Origin of the sequence: Aeromonas sp. FDAARGOS 1405 (genome assembly GCF_019048265.1) — a bacterium.
GTDB lineage: Bacteria > Pseudomonadota > Gammaproteobacteria > Enterobacterales > Aeromonadaceae > Aeromonas > Aeromonas veronii_A.
On sequence record NZ_CP077311.1, the window covers coordinates 1,698,076 to 1,713,928 of the forward strand.

Annotated in this window: 19 protein-coding genes and 1 other RNA gene; 10 read left to right on the plus strand and 10 right to left on the minus strand. The window is 56.8% G+C overall.

The genetic code is table 11. The annotated features are described in order from the left end of the window. Positions 1 to 27: 27 nt before the first annotated feature. The 6 genes from I6L35_RS08050 to I6L35_RS08075 form a co-directional block, all read right to left on the minus strand. On the minus strand, positions 28 to 324 hold the full coding sequence (locus I6L35_RS08050; protein WP_005341745.1) for a DUF4312 family protein: 297 nt from the start codon (positions 322 to 324) through the stop codon (positions 28 to 30). Continuing rightward, complete coding sequence (locus I6L35_RS08055) at positions 324 to 689, minus strand: SFCGS family glycine-rich protein (protein WP_005355141.1); 366 nt, start codon at positions 687 to 689, stop codon at positions 324 to 326. The genes I6L35_RS08050 and I6L35_RS08055 overlap by 1 nt, the downstream gene beginning before the upstream one ends. Next, complete coding sequence (locus I6L35_RS08060) at positions 690 to 1,052, minus strand: PRD domain-containing protein (RefSeq protein ID WP_216979968.1); 363 nt, start codon at positions 1,050 to 1,052, stop codon at positions 690 to 692. Between the two features lie 320 nt (positions 1,053 to 1,372). Next, positions 1,373 to 2,494: an outer membrane-stress sensor serine endopeptidase DegS gene (gene degS / locus I6L35_RS08065; RefSeq protein WP_005341742.1), complete on the minus strand. Its 1,122-nt coding sequence runs from the start codon at positions 2,492 to 2,494 to the stop codon at positions 1,373 to 1,375. 107 nt (positions 2,495 to 2,601) lie between these two features. Further along, complete coding sequence (locus I6L35_RS08070; protein ID WP_216979969.1) at positions 2,602 to 3,963, minus strand: Do family serine endopeptidase; 1,362 nt, start codon at positions 3,961 to 3,963, stop codon at positions 2,602 to 2,604. 81 nt (positions 3,964 to 4,044) lie between these two features. Continuing rightward, the gene (locus tag I6L35_RS08075; RefSeq protein WP_216979970.1) at positions 4,045 to 4,425 is read right to left on the minus strand and encodes a YhcB family protein; all 381 of its coding nucleotides are present in this window, start codon (positions 4,423 to 4,425) and stop codon (positions 4,045 to 4,047) included. A 140-nt stretch (positions 4,426 to 4,565) separates the two neighbouring features. Between I6L35_RS08075 and zapE the strand changes: the two genes are divergently transcribed. The 8 genes from zapE to I6L35_RS08115 all read left to right on the plus strand — a co-directional run bounded on the left by zapE (position 4,566) and on the right by I6L35_RS08115 (position 10,739). Further along, positions 4,566 to 5,660 carry a cell division protein ZapE gene (gene zapE, locus I6L35_RS08080; RefSeq protein ID WP_216980255.1) on the plus strand — a complete coding sequence of 365 codons (1,095 nt, stop codon included), beginning with the start codon at positions 4,566 to 4,568 and terminating at the stop codon, positions 5,658 to 5,660. Positions 5,661 to 5,926: 266 nt separating this feature from the next. Next, positions 5,927 to 6,355, plus strand: a complete 429-nt coding sequence (rplM, locus tag I6L35_RS08085; protein ID WP_005341737.1) for a 50S ribosomal protein L13 — start codon at positions 5,927 to 5,929, stop codon at positions 6,353 to 6,355. A 15-nt stretch (positions 6,356 to 6,370) separates the two neighbouring features. Beyond that, positions 6,371 to 6,763 (plus strand): 30S ribosomal protein S9, encoded by a 393-nt coding sequence (gene rpsI / locus I6L35_RS08090; RefSeq protein ID WP_005336286.1) that lies wholly within the window; start codon positions 6,371 to 6,373, stop codon positions 6,761 to 6,763. A gap of 295 nt (positions 6,764 to 7,058) precedes the next feature. Continuing rightward, a complete protein-coding gene (gene petA / locus I6L35_RS08095; RefSeq protein ID WP_040068840.1) occupies positions 7,059 to 7,649 on the plus strand; it encodes a ubiquinol-cytochrome c reductase iron-sulfur subunit in 591 nt (196 codons plus the stop codon). A gap of 2 nt (positions 7,650 to 7,651) precedes the next feature. Beyond that, a complete protein-coding gene (locus tag I6L35_RS08100) occupies positions 7,652 to 8,869 on the plus strand; it encodes a cytochrome bc complex cytochrome b subunit (RefSeq protein WP_005341735.1) in 1,218 nt (405 codons plus the stop codon). Continuing rightward, a complete protein-coding gene (locus I6L35_RS08105) occupies positions 8,866 to 9,600 on the plus strand; it encodes a cytochrome c1 (RefSeq protein WP_040068844.1) in 735 nt (244 codons plus the stop codon). The genes I6L35_RS08100 and I6L35_RS08105 overlap by 4 nt, the downstream gene beginning before the upstream one ends. Positions 9,601 to 9,687: 87 nt before the next feature. Further along, positions 9,688 to 10,317: a stringent starvation protein SspA gene (sspA, locus tag I6L35_RS08110; RefSeq protein WP_005336279.1), complete on the plus strand. Its 630-nt coding sequence runs from the start codon at positions 9,688 to 9,690 to the stop codon at positions 10,315 to 10,317. Continuing rightward, positions 10,314 to 10,739, plus strand: a complete 426-nt coding sequence (locus tag I6L35_RS08115; RefSeq protein WP_216979971.1) for a ClpXP protease specificity-enhancing factor — start codon at positions 10,314 to 10,316, stop codon at positions 10,737 to 10,739. The genes sspA and I6L35_RS08115 overlap by 4 nt, the downstream gene beginning before the upstream one ends. A 42-nt stretch (positions 10,740 to 10,781) precedes the next feature. Here I6L35_RS08115 and dolP read toward each other — a convergent pair whose 3' ends face one another. Genes dolP through I6L35_RS08135 form a run of 4 tightly spaced genes read right to left on the minus strand, consistent with a single transcriptional unit; the run spans position 10,782 to position 14,065 of the window. Further along, positions 10,782 to 11,360, minus strand: a complete 579-nt coding sequence (dolP, locus tag I6L35_RS08120) for a division/outer membrane stress-associated lipid-binding lipoprotein (RefSeq protein ID WP_216979972.1) — start codon at positions 11,358 to 11,360, stop codon at positions 10,782 to 10,784. 4 nt (positions 11,361 to 11,364) lie between these two features. Then, on the minus strand, positions 11,365 to 11,955 hold the full coding sequence (locus I6L35_RS08125; protein ID WP_005341724.1) for an SIS domain-containing protein: 591 nt from the start codon (positions 11,953 to 11,955) through the stop codon (positions 11,365 to 11,367). 9 nt (positions 11,956 to 11,964) lie between these two features. Then, positions 11,965 to 12,336 (minus strand): YraN family protein, encoded by a 372-nt coding sequence (locus tag I6L35_RS08130; RefSeq protein WP_216980256.1) that lies wholly within the window; start codon positions 12,334 to 12,336, stop codon positions 11,965 to 11,967. Further along, on the minus strand, positions 12,278 to 14,065 hold the full coding sequence (locus I6L35_RS08135) for a penicillin-binding protein activator (protein WP_254204225.1): 1,788 nt from the start codon (positions 14,063 to 14,065) through the stop codon (positions 12,278 to 12,280). The genes I6L35_RS08130 and I6L35_RS08135 overlap by 59 nt, the downstream gene beginning before the upstream one ends. Positions 14,066 to 14,264: 199 nt before the next feature. Between I6L35_RS08135 and rsmI the strand changes: the two genes are divergently transcribed. After that, positions 14,265 to 15,098, plus strand: coding sequence for a 16S rRNA (cytidine(1402)-2'-O)-methyltransferase (rsmI, locus tag I6L35_RS08140; RefSeq protein ID WP_216979973.1), 834 nt, complete (start codon positions 14,265 to 14,267; stop codon positions 15,096 to 15,098). Between the two features lie 155 nt (positions 15,099 to 15,253). Next, positions 15,254 to 15,640, plus strand: an RNA gene (gene rnpB, locus I6L35_RS08145) — RNase P RNA component class A. Positions 15,641 to 15,853: the final 213 nt, after the last annotated feature.

Consider the following 15,853-nt stretch of genomic DNA (forward strand, 5'->3'; position numbering starts at 1 on the left):
TCTTGTGGGGTGGTGCCGGTCAGGAGATCACACCTGGGTGAACGTCACCCTGGCGACGTCGAGACTGGTGACCTGCACCGTGATCTCCAGCTGAACGCGATATTCGCGGCGCTGGCGCGGCAGGAAGAAGAACAGGAACTTCTCCACCCGGACCGACTCCTCGGCTCTAAGCACCTGTACATCGACCGGCTCAATGCGCAGCAGTACCTGCTGGTTGTCCTTGAGGAGCGTTGGCTGCACCTGGCTGAGAGCGGAGGCAAATGCCTGCTGACGGCTGGTTCCCTTGCCGCTGACGGTGACCTTGGTGGTGAAGTTCTCTTTCATCAGGCGCGTCCGTGCTTCTTGGCGAAGGCTTCGACCAGTTTCTGGCCCAGCTCTTCCTTGTCCATGAAGCCAAAGCCCAGCACCACGCAACCTTCGTTGATGGCGGTGACACCCTCTTCAACGGAGCGCATGCCGTAGCGGCACTTGTAGCCGTACTTGGTTTGGGCGGTGATGGCACCGGCGCCGCCGCTGCCGCAGAAGGAGATGCCGAGATCAGCCTGCTCCTTGTTCATCACGTCGCCGAGCTTCATATCGGCAGCCATGCCGGGGATGATGGTCACGTTGGCACCTGCAGCTTCCGCGCCTGCACCTACTTTCTGACCTTTACCGAGACGATCTCCAATCACGAGTTTGATGGCAGTCATTTAGTTATCTCCTGTTACTGAGCTGAGTTCGTTTTCTTTGGCTACTTCAAAATGGACGGACAAGAGGTGTGCCTCTTCGTAGGCGAGTCGCTCTAGCCAGCTGACAACCTGCTCGGCGAGACGCAGAGAGAGGGGCGAGATCTCCTCAAACAGGCTGAGGTCAACTTCCGGCAGCGGTTCGCCGCTGTGGGAGCGCCACACCATGGCTTTGATATGGGAGGCCAGCATCTGCTGCTGTACCTCGTTGGGGTGGATGCCCTGATCGCCCAGCAGAATATGAATGCGTGCCAGGACCTGATCGGTCTGGCGCAGCAGTGCCGGACTGTCCGGGGTCAGGGTCTGGTCGTAGGTATCTGTTTGCAATGTCTGCTCTCCAAGGCTGGCAGAAGGGATGGCTCTACCCTAAGCCGACATGGATGGAGAGTGGAGGCAGCTTTTTTCCGATTCGAAGCGGAAATCCCGATCATTCGGGGTCAAAGAGGGCCTTTTGTTGGCAAAAGAGAGTGAAAAAGGTCTGAACGAGGCTGGGTTAGTGTGAGCGAAGGCGCACTTTCCCGTTTTCAGCTGGCAGCTGAGCCTTGGCGAAAAGTGTGAGTCGCCTCACGCAGGCGGGGCGTATTTATGAAACAGCATGCAAGAAAAAGGGCGGTTGCCCGCCCTTGAACGATGAGATGGGGTTGAGGTTAGCTGGCGCCTGCCGCGCTGGCGGCAGCCCGGTTCTGGTAGCGCAGATCCTCTTCGATGGTCACTACCACCTCGAGTGGCTTACCAGAGCGCAACACCGAGATGGTCAGCTGGGTGCCGGGGCGGCTCTCTACAATCTTGTCCATGGCGGCACGTACCCCGGTGATCGCTTCACCGTTGATCTTGAGCAGCACGTCACCCCGTTGCAGGCCACCTTTGGCCGCCGGACCGACAGGATCCAGACTCTCGACGATGAGACCGCGCAGTTCGCCCAGGTTCATCATGCGGGCGACGATGGGGTTGATCTCGACGCTGGAGATGCCGAGATAACCGCGAATGACGCGGCCGTTGGCGATCAACTCGTCCATGATCCGCTTGGCCAGCCGGTAGGGGATGGCAAAGCTGATGCCGTAGCTCTCCTGATTGCCGTTGAGGTGATAGGTGGCTGTGTTGATGCCAACCAGATCGCCCCTACCGTTGACCAGAGCACCCCCCGAGTTGCCAGCATTGATGGCCGCGTCGGTTTGCAGCAGATCCTGTCGGCCATTGCTGTCGGGCCCCATGCTGGAGAGGCCGGTACGGCCGGTCGCACTGATGATGCCCTGGGTGATGGTCTGGCCGACGTTATAGGGGTTGCCGATGGCGAGTACCACGTCGCCCACTTCAGGCAAGCGTTCCGGATCTTGCGGGATCACAGGCAAGTTATCTGACTCGATATAAAGTACGGCAAGATCGGTGAGCGGGTCTGTGCCGATCAGTTCGGCGCTGAAGACGCGGCCATCCTGCAGGGCGACGATGATCTGATCGGCATCGGCGATGACGTGGTAGTTGGTCAGCACGTAGCCGCGCTGGGTCATGATGACGCCGGAGCCCAGCCCCTGTGGCTGCAGTTGTCCGCGATTGCCCTGATTGGAGGCAAAGCTTCGGGTATAGATGTTGACGACTGCCGGGCCGGCGCGGTGGGCGGCGTAGGAGAAGCTCAGTTCGCGGGCATTGGTGATCAGGCCGGGCAGTTGAGCCCCGCCACGGAAATTGGGAAACAGCAGCAACAGCAGTGCGGCGACGGTCAAACCGAAACCGATGGACTTGCCCAAGTAACTGACTAAAGAGGGGATTTTCATGTCATTCTCATCCGTGCTGGCTGCGGGCAGAGAATAACACTATCAATGGATAAAAATCACCCGCGGCGAGGCCGCGGGTGATAGAGCGGTTGGCGAATAACCGCGTGTTAGCGGATCACCAGATAGAGCGAGGAGTCACCACGCTGGATATTGAGCGCCAGTACGTCAGGCTTGTTCTTGAGCGCCTTGCTCAGCTCGCCCAACGTGTTGATGCGCAGACGGTTGACCCCGATGATGATGTCCCCCTTCTGCAGGCCGGAAGCGGCTGCCGGAGAGCGTGGATCAATGTCAGCCACTGCGACGCCGGATACCGGATCGGTAGTGGTGCTCAGCTTGGCCCCTTCCAGTGCCGGGTGCAGTGCGCTGGCGCGGACTTCGCTGTCATCGGCTTGCTTCAGGGTTACCTTGGCTGTTTGTGACTTGCCATCGCGGATCAGTCCCAACGCGACCTGCTTGCCAGCACCCATGGTGGCGATCTTGGCTCGCAGCTCGCCGAAGGAGCGAACCGGCTTGCCATCGATGCTGACGATGATATCGCCCGCCTTGATGCCCGCCTTATCTGCGGCGGAGTCAGGCATGACCTGGTTGACGAAGGCGCCATCCTTCTTGTTGTAGCCGAAGGTCTTGGCGATGTCTGAGGTGAGCTCGGTGCCGGTAATACCCAACTGACCACGACGTACTTCACCATATTTGACGATTTGCTCGGTCAGATCCCGCACCATGTTAGAGGGAATGGCAAAGCCGATGCCAATGTTGCCGCCGTTCGGGCCCAGAATCGCGGTATTGATACCGATCAGCTCGCCACGCAGGTTGAGCAGGGCACCACCGGAGTTACCTGAGTTGATGGCCGCATCAGTCTGGATGAAGTTCTCCAGATTCTCGATGTTGAGGCCGCTTCGACCGAGCGCGCTGACTATACCTGACGTGACGGTCTGACCCAGCCCAAACGGGTTGCCGATAGCCAGCGCGTAGTCACCCACCCGCAGTTCGTCGGAGTCGGCGAACTTGATCTGTACCAGTTCCTCGGCCTTGATTTGCAGCAGGGCGATGTCGGACTGCTTGTCTTCACCGATCTTCTTGGCCGCATACTCACGGCCATCCTTCAGAGTGACCTTGATCTCGTCCGCTTCGTGCACTACGTGAGCGTTGGTGATCACATACCCCTTCTTGGCATCGATGATGACGCCAGAGCCGAGAGCCTGGAACGGCTGTTCGCTCACTTGCTCGTCGGGCATGTTGGGACCAAAGAAAAAGCGGAACTGTTCCGGTAGGCGCTGACGGGTCACTTTCTTACCGGAGACAGAGATATTGACTACGGCAGGAGTGACCTGTTCGAGCACTGGCGCCAGACTTGGCATCTCCTGATTCGAGCCTAACAGGGAAGGCAGTGCAGCCTGAGCGGGGGCCGCAGACATGGCGATACCGACACTGAGGGCTAGCACACTGAGCATGGAAAGAGGTTTACGCATATGAAAAACAGCTCCCAGAAAAAGTTGCATTGCAATCGTCAAGGTCAGACCACAGGGCAGGTCAATTAGTTCCGCGAGGAACTAGTTTGGTTGTTTGAGCAGTCCGGAAGAGGCACCGGCATAGTCGCGAGGCGGTACGCCCGGCTCCTCTGGTTCTTTGGTTGGTGCTTCTTCTACCAATGATTCACGGAACAGGGGTTCCTGGGCCTTGGCCAGGAATTTGCTCTGCTCCGCCATATGGCGATAGAGGGTCTGATACTGTTCGGCCAGTTGCTCCATCAGCGCGGCGCTGTCGGCGAAGTGGGTGTTGATCTGGCCCTGATAGCTTTCGAGCTCCTTGTGGGCCTTTTTCAGTTCCTGTTCCAGACGGCCGGCATCGCGACTACGCACCGAAAAACGGCCGAGAACGATACCGATAATCAAGGCCGCGACAGCCAGCAGGATCCCGTTTAACAGACTCATAGATGCTCCTTGTTACAGCTAAATGAATGTGGGTTGATGCGGCCAAAGCGGCCGCTACGCCTTGATGGCACTATACCGTGCACCCCGAGAGCGTGATACCATTTTGTCCTTCATTCAGGGACTTGAAGGCAATCGACAGGATGACCCCGCAGCAAAAATATCAGCAGGATTTGCAGCGCCCCGGCTTCGTGGCCGACCCCGCCCAGGCGATGGCGGTGGCCCGTCTGGAGCGACTCTATCAGGATTTGTGCCAAACCCCGACTCCGACCAGAGCCCGCGGCCTGCTGGGCTGGCTGCAAAAGCCCAAGCCGCCGGAGCCCGTCCTCGGGATATATATGTGGGGTGGAGTGGGCCGAGGCAAGACCTGGCTGATGGATACTTTTTTCGACAGCCTGCCGGGGACGCGCAAGATGCGCAGCCATTTCCACCGTTTCATGCATCGTATTCACGATGAACTGCAAGGGCTGAGCGGGCAATCCGATCCCCTCAAGCTGGTAGCCAGTAAGCTTGCTAGCGAAACAGACATCATCTGTTTCGACGAATTTTTTGTCTCCGACATCACCGATGCCATGCTGCTGGGCACGCTGTTTCAGGAGCTGTTTGGTCACGGCGTCGTGCTGGTCGCCACTTCAAATATTCCGCCACAGGATCTTTATCGCAACGGGCTGCAGCGAGCCCGTTTTCTGCCAGCTATCGAGCTTATCGAGCGTCATTGTGAAGTGCTTAACGTGGATGGCGGTATCGACTATCGCCTGCGCACGCTGGAACAAGCCGAGATTTATCACTGCCCGCTGGATTTGCAGGCAAAAGCTAATCTTGACCACTATTTTCAGCAATTAACCGGTGGGCACACTGCTTGCGAGGGGGCGTTCGAGGTCAATCATCGTCAGCTGACGTCGCTGGGTATGGGAGAAGGGGTGCTCTATATGGATTTCGAGCAACTTTGTTGTACTCCCCGCTCCCAAAACGACTATATCGAGTTGGCCCGGCTGTTCCACACCGTGTTGCTGGCCAATGTTCAACCAATGGGCACAGGCACGGATGACGCGGCCCGCCGCTTCATTGCCATGGTCGATGAGTTTTATGAACGGCACGTCAAGCTCATCATGTCGGCGGCTGTTCCCATGGCAGAACTCTACGGCGAAGGGCTGCTGAATTTCGAATTCAAACGCTGTCTTTCACGGCTTCAGGAAATGCAATCGCACGAATACCTTGCCAGAGTGCACCTTCCTTAGTCACAATACCGCGCCTGCCAGTCGGATGGGCATCTGCGGCAGGTAGGGCCGGGCGACATTTGCTAGCTTCATGGCAGTGAAATTAGCAGGTGATATTTAAGGCAACTTCACTTATAATCGCTCGGCCCACGTTACAGCTGTCGATAAGACAGCAACACTTTAAGCTTTACTTGTATTCGAAGGGGTACAGGTAGGCCATCGTTTGTTGTTTGTGGGAGAGCCCCCATAAACAATTGGGTCTGTAACAGGTAATTGGGTTTAACTTAATGAAAACTTTCGTTGCCAAGCCAGAAACCGTAAAACGTGACTGGTACATTGTGGACGCAGAAGGTAAAACTCTGGGTCGTATCGCAACCGAGATCGCTGCTCGTCTGCGTGGTAAGCACAAAGCTGAATACACTCCGCACGTTGACACCGGTGATTACATCATCGTTGTAAACGCTGAGAAGGTACGTGTTACCGGTAAGAAAACTACCGACAAAATGTACCACGCTCACTCCGGTTTCCCGGGTGGTATCAAGTCCATCAGCTTCGACAAGCTGATTCAGCGTAAACCGGAAATGGTAATCGAAGCTGCTGTTAAAGGCATGCTGCCGAAAGGTCCTCTGGGCCGTGCCATGTTCCGTAAACTGAAAGTTTACGCAGGCGCCGAGCACGCTCACGCTGCTCAGCAACCTCAAGTACTGGATATCTAATCGGGAACTGGCAACATGGCAGAAAATCAATACTACGGTACCGGCCGTCGCAAAAGCTCCACTGCTCGCGTATTCATCAAAGCGGGTAGCGGTAAGATCGTAATCAACCAGCGCTCCCTGGAGCAGTACTTCGGTCGTCCGACTGCCCGCATGGTAGTTCGTCAGCCGCTGGAACTGGTTGAGATGACCGAGAAACTGGATCTGTACATCACCGTTAACGGTGGTGGCATCTCCGGTCAAGCTGGTGCGATCCGCCACGGTATCACTCGTGCTCTGATGCAGTACGATGAAACCCTGCGTTCCGAACTGCGTAAAGCAGGCTTTGTTACTCGCGATGCCCGTAAGGTTGAGCGTAAGAAAGTCGGTCTGCACAAAGCTCGTAAGCGTCCGCAGTACTCCAAGCGTTAATTCGCTTTTGGTGCTCACTCTTTCGAGTGTCAAAAAAGCCTGGCAACCGCCAGGCTTTTTTTATTGGTAATATTACCGACATCAATGCTAACCACGCGTCACAAAAGACAAAAAATTGTTTCTTTATTGTTTTTATTGCTCACCGCTCTTTCTTGTCAAGTTGTTATCTTTTCTTTAAAATTTCCCCTGTTTTCTGTGGCAATTGTAAATCCAGCTTCCGCCGCTGTTGTCACGGGAAAAATGGGGAACAGGGACACTATAAGAATGTGCGGAGTCCACATGGGAGAGTTTTTGGATGAGCAATGCGCCAGTTGATACCGGTCGCCGCAGATTTCTTACCTGGTCAACGGTTGCCGTTGGTGGGGTAGGAGCTGCGTTTACCGCAGTGCCGTTTATAAAGTCATGGAATCCGAGTGCCAAGGCCAAAGCAGCCGGTGCACCGGTTGAAGTCGATATCAGCAAGTTGGAACCGGGTCAGCTCATCCGTGTCGAGTGGCGTGGCAAACCCGTCTGGGTGGTCAAACGCACCAAACAGACGCTGGATGCCCTGGCAGCACATGATGACAAGTTGCGGGATCCCTCATCAGAAGAGCCGCAACAGCCTGATTATGCACATAATGGCTACAGATCCATCAAGCCAGAGATCTTTGTCGCGGTCGGTATTTGCACCCATCTCGGGTGTTCGCCTTCTTATCTGCCTGACAGTTTTGGCGAGCAGGTGCAGGGGGTCACATCCGGCTTCTTCTGCCCGTGTCATGGCTCCAAGTTCGATATGGCTGGCCGTGTGTTCCAGGGGGTGCCTGCACCACTGAATCTGGTTATTCCGCCGTATCAATTCATTAACGACACCACCATTCTGGTCGGTGCCGATGGCAAGGAGGCCTGATCATGTTGAGCAAACTGATGGGCTGGATTGACGATCGCTTCCCGCTTACGGCCATGTACAACGACCACATGGCCAAGTATCCGGCACCGAAGAACCTGAATTTCTGGTACTTCTTTGGTTCGCTGGCCATGTTGGTGCTGGTTAACCAGATCATCACCGGCATCTGGCTGACCATGAACTACAACCCCTCTGCGGAGGGTGCATTTGCCTCTGTCGAGTACATCATGCGTGATGTGGAGTATGGCTGGCTGCTGCGTTACATGCACTCTACCGGTGCCTCTGCTTTCTTCGTGGTGGTCTACCTGCACATGTTCCGCGGTATGATTTACGGCTCTTACCAGAAACCACGCGAGTTGCTGTGGATCTTCGGCATGCTGATCTTTCTGGTGCTGATGGCGGAAGCCTTTATGGGCTACTTGCTACCTTGGGGACAGATGTCATTCTGGGGGGCCCAGGTCATCATCTCGCTGTTTGGTGCCATTCCGGTCATCGGTGATGATCTTACCCTGTGGATCCGTGGTGACTACGTTATCTCTGGTGCGACCCTGAACCGCTTCTTCGCGCTGCACGTCATCGCGTTGCCGCTGGTTTTGGTGATGCTGGTTGCGATGCATATCCTGGCGCTGCACGAAGTGGGTTCCAACAACCCGGATGGCATAGACATCAAGAAGCACAAGGACGAGAACGGCTGGCCGCTGGATGCGGTGGCGTTCCACCCTTACTTCACCGTCAAGGATATGATCGGTGTGGCTGGCTTCCTGTTCTTCTTCTGCGCCATCATTTTCTTCAAGCCGGATATGTGGGGTTACTTCCTCGAGAAGCCGAACTTTGAAGTGGCCAACGGCCTCAAGACTCCTGCTCACATCGCGCCAGTGTGGTACTTCACCCCCTTCTACGCGATTCTGCGTGCGGTACCTGACAAGCTGCTTGGCGTCATCATGATGGGCCTCTCTATTGTGGTGTTGTTCCTGCTGCCTTGGCTGGATCGCTGCAAGGTGCGTTCTGTTCGCTATCGCAGCAAGCTGCACAAGCTTAACATCGCCCAGTTCGTGGTCTGCTTCATCATTCTGGGGGTGCTGGGTGTACTGCCGTCGACGCCGACCCTGACGCTGGTTGCCCAGATTTGTACCTTGGGTTATTTCGGTTTCTTCGTGCTGTTGTTCTTCTACAGCAAAAACGAACGCACCAAGCCGCTGCCGGAGAGGGTTACATTTAAATGAAAAAAATAATATTTGCAGTGCTGACCCTGCTGCCATCACTGGTGTTTGCCAATGCTGGGGCCGTGCATCTGGACAAAGCCAATTATGATCTGAGCGACAAGGCATCCCTGCAACGTGGAGCTGCCACCTTCATGAACTATTGTGCAGGCTGCCACTCTACCCAGTATCAACGCTACAACCGGGTTGCTGCCGATCTGGAGATCCCCGAGGAGCTGATGAAGGAGAACCTCATCTTCACCGGCGCCAAAGTGGGTGATCTGATGAAGAGCGCCATGTCCGAGAAGGATGCCGCCAAGTGGTTTGGTGCTCCCCCTCCTGATCTGACTCTGGTTGCCCGGGTACGTGGTGCGGACTGGATTTACACCTATCTGCGTTCTTTTTATGTGGATCCGACTCGTCCATTTGGGGTGAATAATGTGGTGTTCCCGTCTGTGGGTATGCCTCATGTGTTGGAACCGTTGCAGGGAACCCCCCGTGCCGAGTTCGTCACTCACACGGTCGATGGAGTCGAGACCCAGCAGGTTGTCAGCATCAAATCTGACGGTAATGGTGAAATGGATGACGAAGAGTATGATCAGACGGTACTGGATCTGGTAAACTTCTTGGTCTACTCGGCTGAACCGGTACAACAGGAGCGTGAACGCATGGGCTTCTGGGTGCTTGGTTTCATCGTGATCTTCTTCATCTTCACTGTGCTGTTGAAGAAGGAATTCTGGCGCGACGTTCACTAAGCGACCAGATACGGGTAATATAATGCACGGCAATGAAGACCAAGATGCTTCATTGCCGTTTCTGCTTTTTAATGACGGGAGGGTTCAATGGCTGTAGCTGCCAATAAGCGTTCGGTAATGACGCTGTTTTCCGGTGCCAACGATATGTTCAGCCATCAGGTGCGTATTGTCCTGGCGGAGAAGGGTGTTAGCGTGGATATCTGCCAGGTTGATCCAGCCAATCTGCCGGATGAGCTGGCCGAGCTGAACCCGTACAACTCTGTACCGACCCTGGTTGATCGTGAGCTGGCACTCTACACCTCGCGCATCATCATGGAGTATCTGGACGAACGCTTCCCGCATCCACCCCTGATGCCTGTTTATCCGGTTGCCCGTGGTAACAGCCGCCTGATGATGCACCGCATCGAGCTGGACTGGTATTCCCTGGCTGACAAGATCATGGCCGGTACCGATGCAGAAGCAGCACGCAACGAACTGCGTGACAACTTGCTCGCCATTGCACCGATCTTCGGTGAAATGCCCTATTTCATGAGCGAAGAGTTTGGCCTGGTGGATTGCTACATGGCACCGCTGCTGTGGCGTCTGCCGAGCCTGGGTATCGACCTGACCGGTCGTGGCGCCAAAGAGCTGAAGGCCTACATGGTTCGTCTGTTCGAGCGTGAGTCCTTCCAGGCCTCCCTGACCGAAGCCGAACGCGAGATCCGTGCTGGCGTATGAGCATGGAACCGACAATGACGCCGAGTCGCCCGTACCTGTTACGGGCGTTCTTTGACTGGTTGCTGGATAACAATCTGACTCCCCATCTGGTGGTCAACGTCAACATTCCCCATGTGATGGTGCCGATGCAGTTTGCTCAGGACGGGCAGATTGTGCTGAATATCGCGCCCCGTGCCGTAATGCAGTTTCACATGGATAATGAGGCAATCAGCTTCAGCGCCCGCTTTGGCGGGGTATCCCAACAGGTCTATATCCCGATGGCGGCCGTGCTGGCTATCCATGCTAGGGAGAACGGCGTGGGAACCCTGTTCCCCCCCGAGCCTGGTTACGATATCTGGCTGGAGCAGGCTGAAGCACCGGTGGAGCCAGAGCCGGAACCTCCGCGTCCAAGCGGTCGTCCGACCCTGAAAGTGATCAAATAAAAAAACGCAGCCAATTGGCTGCGTTTTTCATATCCATAATTATCAGTTCTGGGCGTATTCGAATGCCTTGATGACTCGCTTCACACCGCTAACGTGGCGAGCGATGTTGACCGCCTGCTCTCCCTCCTGACGGGTGACAAGACCAATCAGGAATACTTCGCCGTTTTCGGTGACCACCTTGACCTTGGCGCTATCGAAGTTTTTGGTGCCGAACATGTCGGCTTTCACCTTGGAGGTGAGCCAAGTGTCATTGCTGCGTGTGGTCAGGCTGACTGGCTGACCAAGGCGTAACTCGTTGTAGACGTGGCGGACCCCCTCGATGCGGCCAACAATCTTGCCTGCTTCCAGCTTGTAAACGTCAGAAGGTGTCTGACCGACCAGCAGCACACGGCCATTGTTGCTGTAGACGCTGATCTTGCTGGCTGCGCTGAGCGGTTTGTTGTCGGCCAGCAGATTGGCTGCTTTCAGCTCGATGCTCTGGTCATCCCACTGGGCGCTCATGGTTCGGCGGTCGCCAGAAACCTTGGCGGTGCCAGCTGCTCCGCCAACCACCACGGCAGCACAGCCCTGCAATAGCAAGGAGCTAGCTAGCAGGCCAAGGATGAGTATCTGCTTGTTCATTGTTTCAATCTTCCTGTTGCGGGAAAAGAGTCTGGTCGATGAGATCACACAGACAGTGCAGGGTCAACAGGTTGACCTCAAGAATGCGGGGGCGGCGGGCAGAGGGTACTCGGATCTCCACATCGTTTGGCCCCAGTAAGCCAGCCATCTCGCCACCGTCGCCGCCGCTCAGTACAACAATGGTCATGTCGCGGGAGAGAGCAGCCTCGGCCGCCTTGATCAGGCTTCGGCTGTTGCCCGTGGTGGTGATGACCACCAGAATGTCGCCAGGCTGGCCCAGTGCGCGGATCTGCTTGGCGTAGACCTCTTCAAAACCGTGGTCGGTGGCGATGGCGCTGATGGTCGCCATGTCCGGGGTCAGGGCCATACCGGGCAGGGAGGGGCGCTGGGTCTCGTAGCAGTTGACCAGCTCGGAGATAAACAGCTGCGCCAGTGCGGCAGAAGGACCGTTACCGCATGCCAGCACCTTGTGGCCATTGAGCAGGCAGATGGTGATCATCTGGGCTGCAGTATGGATGGCATCCGGCAGCGCCTCGGCGGCGGCTATCTTGGTCTGGATGCTTTCGGTGTAGTTCTCTTTGATGCGGTCAGTCATAGGGTCCTCTTAAAATGCGTTCTGGATCCAGGCTGGCTGGTCACCTTCGAACGCAATCACATCGAATCGGCAGGCCTGATTGGCCTCGTTGATGGCATGTTGCTTCAAATAGTGGCGCGCTGCCAGCATGATCTTGCGCTGTTTGCTGTGGGTGACCGAGCTGGCGGCCCCGCCATGGCTACCGGTGGCCCGGTAGCGCACCTCAACAAACACCAGGGTCTGGCCCTGGTGCATGATGAGATCTATTTCACCGCCACGACAGCGGTAGTTGCGAGCTACCGGTTGCAGGCCCTGTGCCTGCAACCAGCGTTCAGCGACTTGTTCAAAGTGCTGTCCCTTGTTCGTTGGTGAGGGGAACAGGCTCGGCAACTGCTGGCGCATCCGTTTCCATAGTTCCTTCATTGGAGGGCTCCTCCAGTTGCTGAACGGCGTTCTCGTCGACCAGTTTGCCGTTCTGGTAAGTACCCCAGCTCAGCATCCGCACGATATTGCCCTGGGCATCCACGCTCAGCTGACCGCTCATGCCGGCCTGCTGCATGCCACCTACCTTGCGCATCTGCTGGAGGTTCTCAGCCAGGCTGACGGCATCGTAGCCCATGGCAAACAGACGCAGCAGGTCACCCTGGGTCTGCGGCCAGAGCAGAGCGATCTGCTCGCGCTGTTTCTCGTAGCCGCCAAGCAGCAGCGGCATATCGGCGATATGCATGCCGTTGAGCTCGGAGGCGACCTCGGTGGCTGCGCTGTCGTAGCCACGGGAGCTGGTGTAGATGGGCAGGCTGCCCATCGGATTGACCGAGACATCCACGTAGGGCTTGATCATCCGGGTTTCCAGGCTGTTGGCTACCACATAAACGGCATCGATGCTGCGCGGTGCGGCATCAGAGAGTTGCACCACTTCACCGGCACGGGCGATAGAGCGGCCGCTCAGGGCATTCTTGACCATCCCCTGTACTTCGTTGCGGGCACCGAAGGTAGCGACGACCGGCTTATCCTGGCTCAGGGTAGCCCAGCTCTGCTCGAACGCCTTGATACTGCTGTAACCGATCCGCCCCTGGGCGGCGATTAGCAGCGGTTTGCGGTAGCCCTGCGTGTAAAGGTACTGGGCTGCCTGCGCGGCATCTGCGGCGGCAGAGAGGGAGAAGTAGTAGGTGGTGTCGTTGACGACCGGCTTGTCCAGCTCGTTGAGTGCCAGTACCGGCACGGTCGGATTGGCTTTTAGCAGCTCCTCGACACGGTCTTTCAGCAGCGGGCCGATGATCATGTCTGCCCCTTCCTGAATCGCCTGCTTGTAAAGCTCGCTGGTCGACTTGCTCTGGGTGTCGTAGAAGTTCAGGGTGAATTGTCCCTGATTTTCCTTATAAGACATCAGCATGCCGTTGCGGATGGCGGCGCCCTGCGGCTCCAGATTGCCGGAGAGGGGCAGCAGCACTGCGATCTGCTGCACCGAGGTGCTTGCAGTGGCCGCCAGATCGCCCAATCCCGCCGGCATATCCTTCTGGGCTGGATGGTTTGGGAAGTCACGCTTCCAGCCTGCCAGCTGCCGCGCCAGCAGGTTCGGCTGGGCGCCAAACTCGTTGACCAGTGCAGCCAGTCGTAGCCAGCCGGTGGTCACATCAGGGGCCGGAGCCTCTTCCAGCGCTTGCAGGGTGGAGGGGGTCATGCTTTTGAGCAACGACCAGATCTGCTGATGGTTGGTGGCCTGTTCGCTCTGATTGAGGTAGGGCTCCAGTGCAATCAACGACTTGGCTGCGCCAAACTTGTTGTTGATGTCGAGTTGCAGCACTACGCGCTGGCGATACCAATCCTTTTGGGTATCGGCATCCAGCAGCACCTCGGGTTTGCCTTCCAGCAGGATCAGCGCCTGATTGGCGTGGCCCTGCGCCAGCAACAGATGGGCTTGCAGCAGTTGCAACTGCGCCTTCTGGGCGGGGTCCTTGGCCTGCTTCTGCAATTGCTGGAACAGTGCCGAGGCTGGTTTGGTCTGGCCCAGTGCCAGATAGCTGCGTGCCGCCAGCATTTGCCAGGTAAAGGCTTCGGCCGGCTTGGCGGGGTCCACCTGCTCAAGATACCACTGGGCATTCTTGGTCAGATTGGAAAACGCAGAGGGCATGCCTGACTGCCCTGACGGTTGATTGGGCTCCGACGCACAGGCTGCGAGCAGTACTGCCGCGAGTATGATGCCGAAGAGTCGTGATACACTTAGCTGCTTTGTAACCCGGTTCAAGTTCATTCCCCGACCAGTGTTGAAGTTCCCCATAGTGTAAACGGGCCAATATGGCGACACAATTGTCGGGGCACTCGGAGATCCCATGAGTGACATCCCAACCCTGTATATAGTCCCCACTCCGATCGGCAATCTGGCGGACATCACCCAGCGTGCATTGGACATTTTACGCAGTGTCGATCTGGTGGCAGCCGAAGATACCCGTCATACCGGTATCCTGCTCAGCCACTACCAAATCTCGGTGCCGACCTTCGCCCTGCACGATCACAACGAGCAGCAGAAAGCCGATGTGCTGATCGGCCGGATCAAAGAGGGCAAGAGTGTTGCGCTGGTCTCCGATGCTGGCACCCCGCTCATCAGCGACCCCGGTTATCACTTTGTCACCCGCTGTCGTGAGGCCGGGGTCAAGGTGGTGCCGCTGCCCGGTCCCTGTGCTGCCATCACGGCTCTGAGCGCGGCCGGTCTGCCCACCGATCGCTTTGCCTTTGAGGGCTTCCTGCCCGCCAAGAGCAAGGGGCGTGACGATCGCCTGCAAGCCGTTATTGAAGACACCCGCTCGCTGGTGTTCTACGAATCCCCGCGCCGTGTGCAGGATACAGTGGAAGCGATTGCTCGCATTCTCGGTGAGCGTCAGGTGGTGGTGTGCCGCGAGCTGACCAAGACCTTCGAGTCGATCCACGGTCTGCCAGCCTCTGAAATGCTGACCTGGCTTGGTGAGGATGACAACCGCTGCCGCGGCGAGATCGTGCTGGTCGTGGCTGGCGCCTCCAAAGAAGAAGAGGATCTGCCAGCCGAGGCGATCCGTACTCTGGGTCTGCTGGTGACCGAACTGCCACTGAAAAAAGCGGCCGCCCTGACCGCCGAGATCCACGGCGTGAAGAAGAATGCCCTCTATAAATACGGTCTCGAGCACTATTGAGTCGGTCAATAGGTCATCAGACTGTTTTTTGACCTGCGCAATCCCCTGTATCGACAATCAGTCAGCCTGTAAACGGGGGCCAAGCGCGATAAATGGCTGTAAACGGGAATTGCCGGTTTACCCCGTGCGTATCGCAAGGGTATAATCCGCGCCTCGGAGTTGGCTGGGCAATCGCTGCTTCGTCGTTGTGTCCCTCGGGACAGACGGGCGGAGGGGAGGAAAGTCCGGGCTTCACAGGGCAGGGTGCCAGGTAACGCCTGGGGGGCGCGAGCCTACGACCAGTGCAACAGAGAGCAGACCGCCGATGGCCCGCAAGGGATCAGGTAAGGGTGAAAGGGTGCGGTAAGAGCGCACCGCGCGACTGGCAACAGTTCGTGGCACGGTAAACTCCACCCGAAGCAAGACCAAATAGGCCCCTATTGGCGCGGCCCGCGTTGGGGGCGGGTAGGTTGCTTGAGCCAGCGAGCGATTGCTGGCCTAGAGGAATGATTGCTACCCGGGGTAACCCGGTACAGAACCCGGCTTACAGGCCGACTCCGACCTCATTCCGAAGAGCCCCGCGATTTATCGCGGGGCTCTTTTTTATGCATGAGAAAATATGGCTTCGTTGGCAGGATATTTTCGGCCTTGTCATTTTGAATGAAATTATATGTTTTAAATCAATCGAATAGTTTCGTATTTAGCACGATGGTAGCGATAGATGGTGACAGAACCCAGGATGGTTGTTCGCACCCGCATATTGTGTGTGTTCTCAG

Excerpts from the sequence above, each read along its gene's own strand:
- I6L35_RS08050 (WP_005341745.1), bottom strand. The coding sequence starts at position 324 with ATGAAAGAGAACTTCACCACCAAGGTCACCGTCAGCGGCAAGGGAACC.
- I6L35_RS08055 (WP_005355141.1), bottom strand. The coding sequence starts at position 689 with ATGACTGCCATCAAACTCGTGATTGGAGATCGTCTCGGTAAAGGTCAG.
- degS (WP_005341742.1), bottom strand. The coding sequence starts at position 2,494 with ATGAAAATCCCCTCTTTAGTCAGTTACTTGGGCAAGTCCATCGGTTTC.
- I6L35_RS08070 (WP_216979969.1), bottom strand. The coding sequence starts at position 3,963 with ATGCGTAAACCTCTTTCCATGCTCAGTGTGCTAGCCCTCAGTGTCGGT.
- I6L35_RS08075 (WP_216979970.1), bottom strand. The coding sequence starts at position 4,425 with ATGAGTCTGTTAAACGGGATCCTGCTGGCTGTCGCGGCCTTGATTATC.
- zapE (WP_216980255.1), top strand. The coding sequence starts at position 4,566 with ATGACCCCGCAGCAAAAATATCAGCAGGATTTGCAGCGCCCCGGCTTC.
- rplM (WP_005341737.1), top strand. The coding sequence starts at position 5,927 with ATGAAAACTTTCGTTGCCAAGCCAGAAACCGTAAAACGTGACTGGTAC.
- rpsI (WP_005336286.1), top strand. The coding sequence starts at position 6,371 with ATGGCAGAAAATCAATACTACGGTACCGGCCGTCGCAAAAGCTCCACT.
- petA (WP_040068840.1), top strand. The coding sequence starts at position 7,059 with ATGAGCAATGCGCCAGTTGATACCGGTCGCCGCAGATTTCTTACCTGG.
- I6L35_RS08100 (WP_005341735.1), top strand. The coding sequence starts at position 7,652 with ATGTTGAGCAAACTGATGGGCTGGATTGACGATCGCTTCCCGCTTACG.
- I6L35_RS08105 (WP_040068844.1), top strand. The coding sequence starts at position 8,866 with ATGAAAAAAATAATATTTGCAGTGCTGACCCTGCTGCCATCACTGGTG.
- sspA (WP_005336279.1), top strand. The coding sequence starts at position 9,688 with ATGGCTGTAGCTGCCAATAAGCGTTCGGTAATGACGCTGTTTTCCGGT.
- I6L35_RS08115 (WP_216979971.1), top strand. The coding sequence starts at position 10,314 with ATGAGCATGGAACCGACAATGACGCCGAGTCGCCCGTACCTGTTACGG.
- dolP (WP_216979972.1), bottom strand. The coding sequence starts at position 11,360 with ATGAACAAGCAGATACTCATCCTTGGCCTGCTAGCTAGCTCCTTGCTA.
- I6L35_RS08125 (WP_005341724.1), bottom strand. The coding sequence starts at position 11,955 with ATGACTGACCGCATCAAAGAGAACTACACCGAAAGCATCCAGACCAAG.
- I6L35_RS08130 (WP_216980256.1), bottom strand. The coding sequence starts at position 12,336 with ATGCGCCAGCAGTTGCCGAGCCTGTTCCCCTCACCAACGAACAAGGGA.
- I6L35_RS08135 (WP_254204225.1), bottom strand. The coding sequence starts at position 14,065 with ATGCCCTCTGCGTTTTCCAATCTGACCAAGAATGCCCAGTGGTATCTT.
- rsmI (WP_216979973.1), top strand. The coding sequence starts at position 14,265 with ATGAGTGACATCCCAACCCTGTATATAGTCCCCACTCCGATCGGCAAT.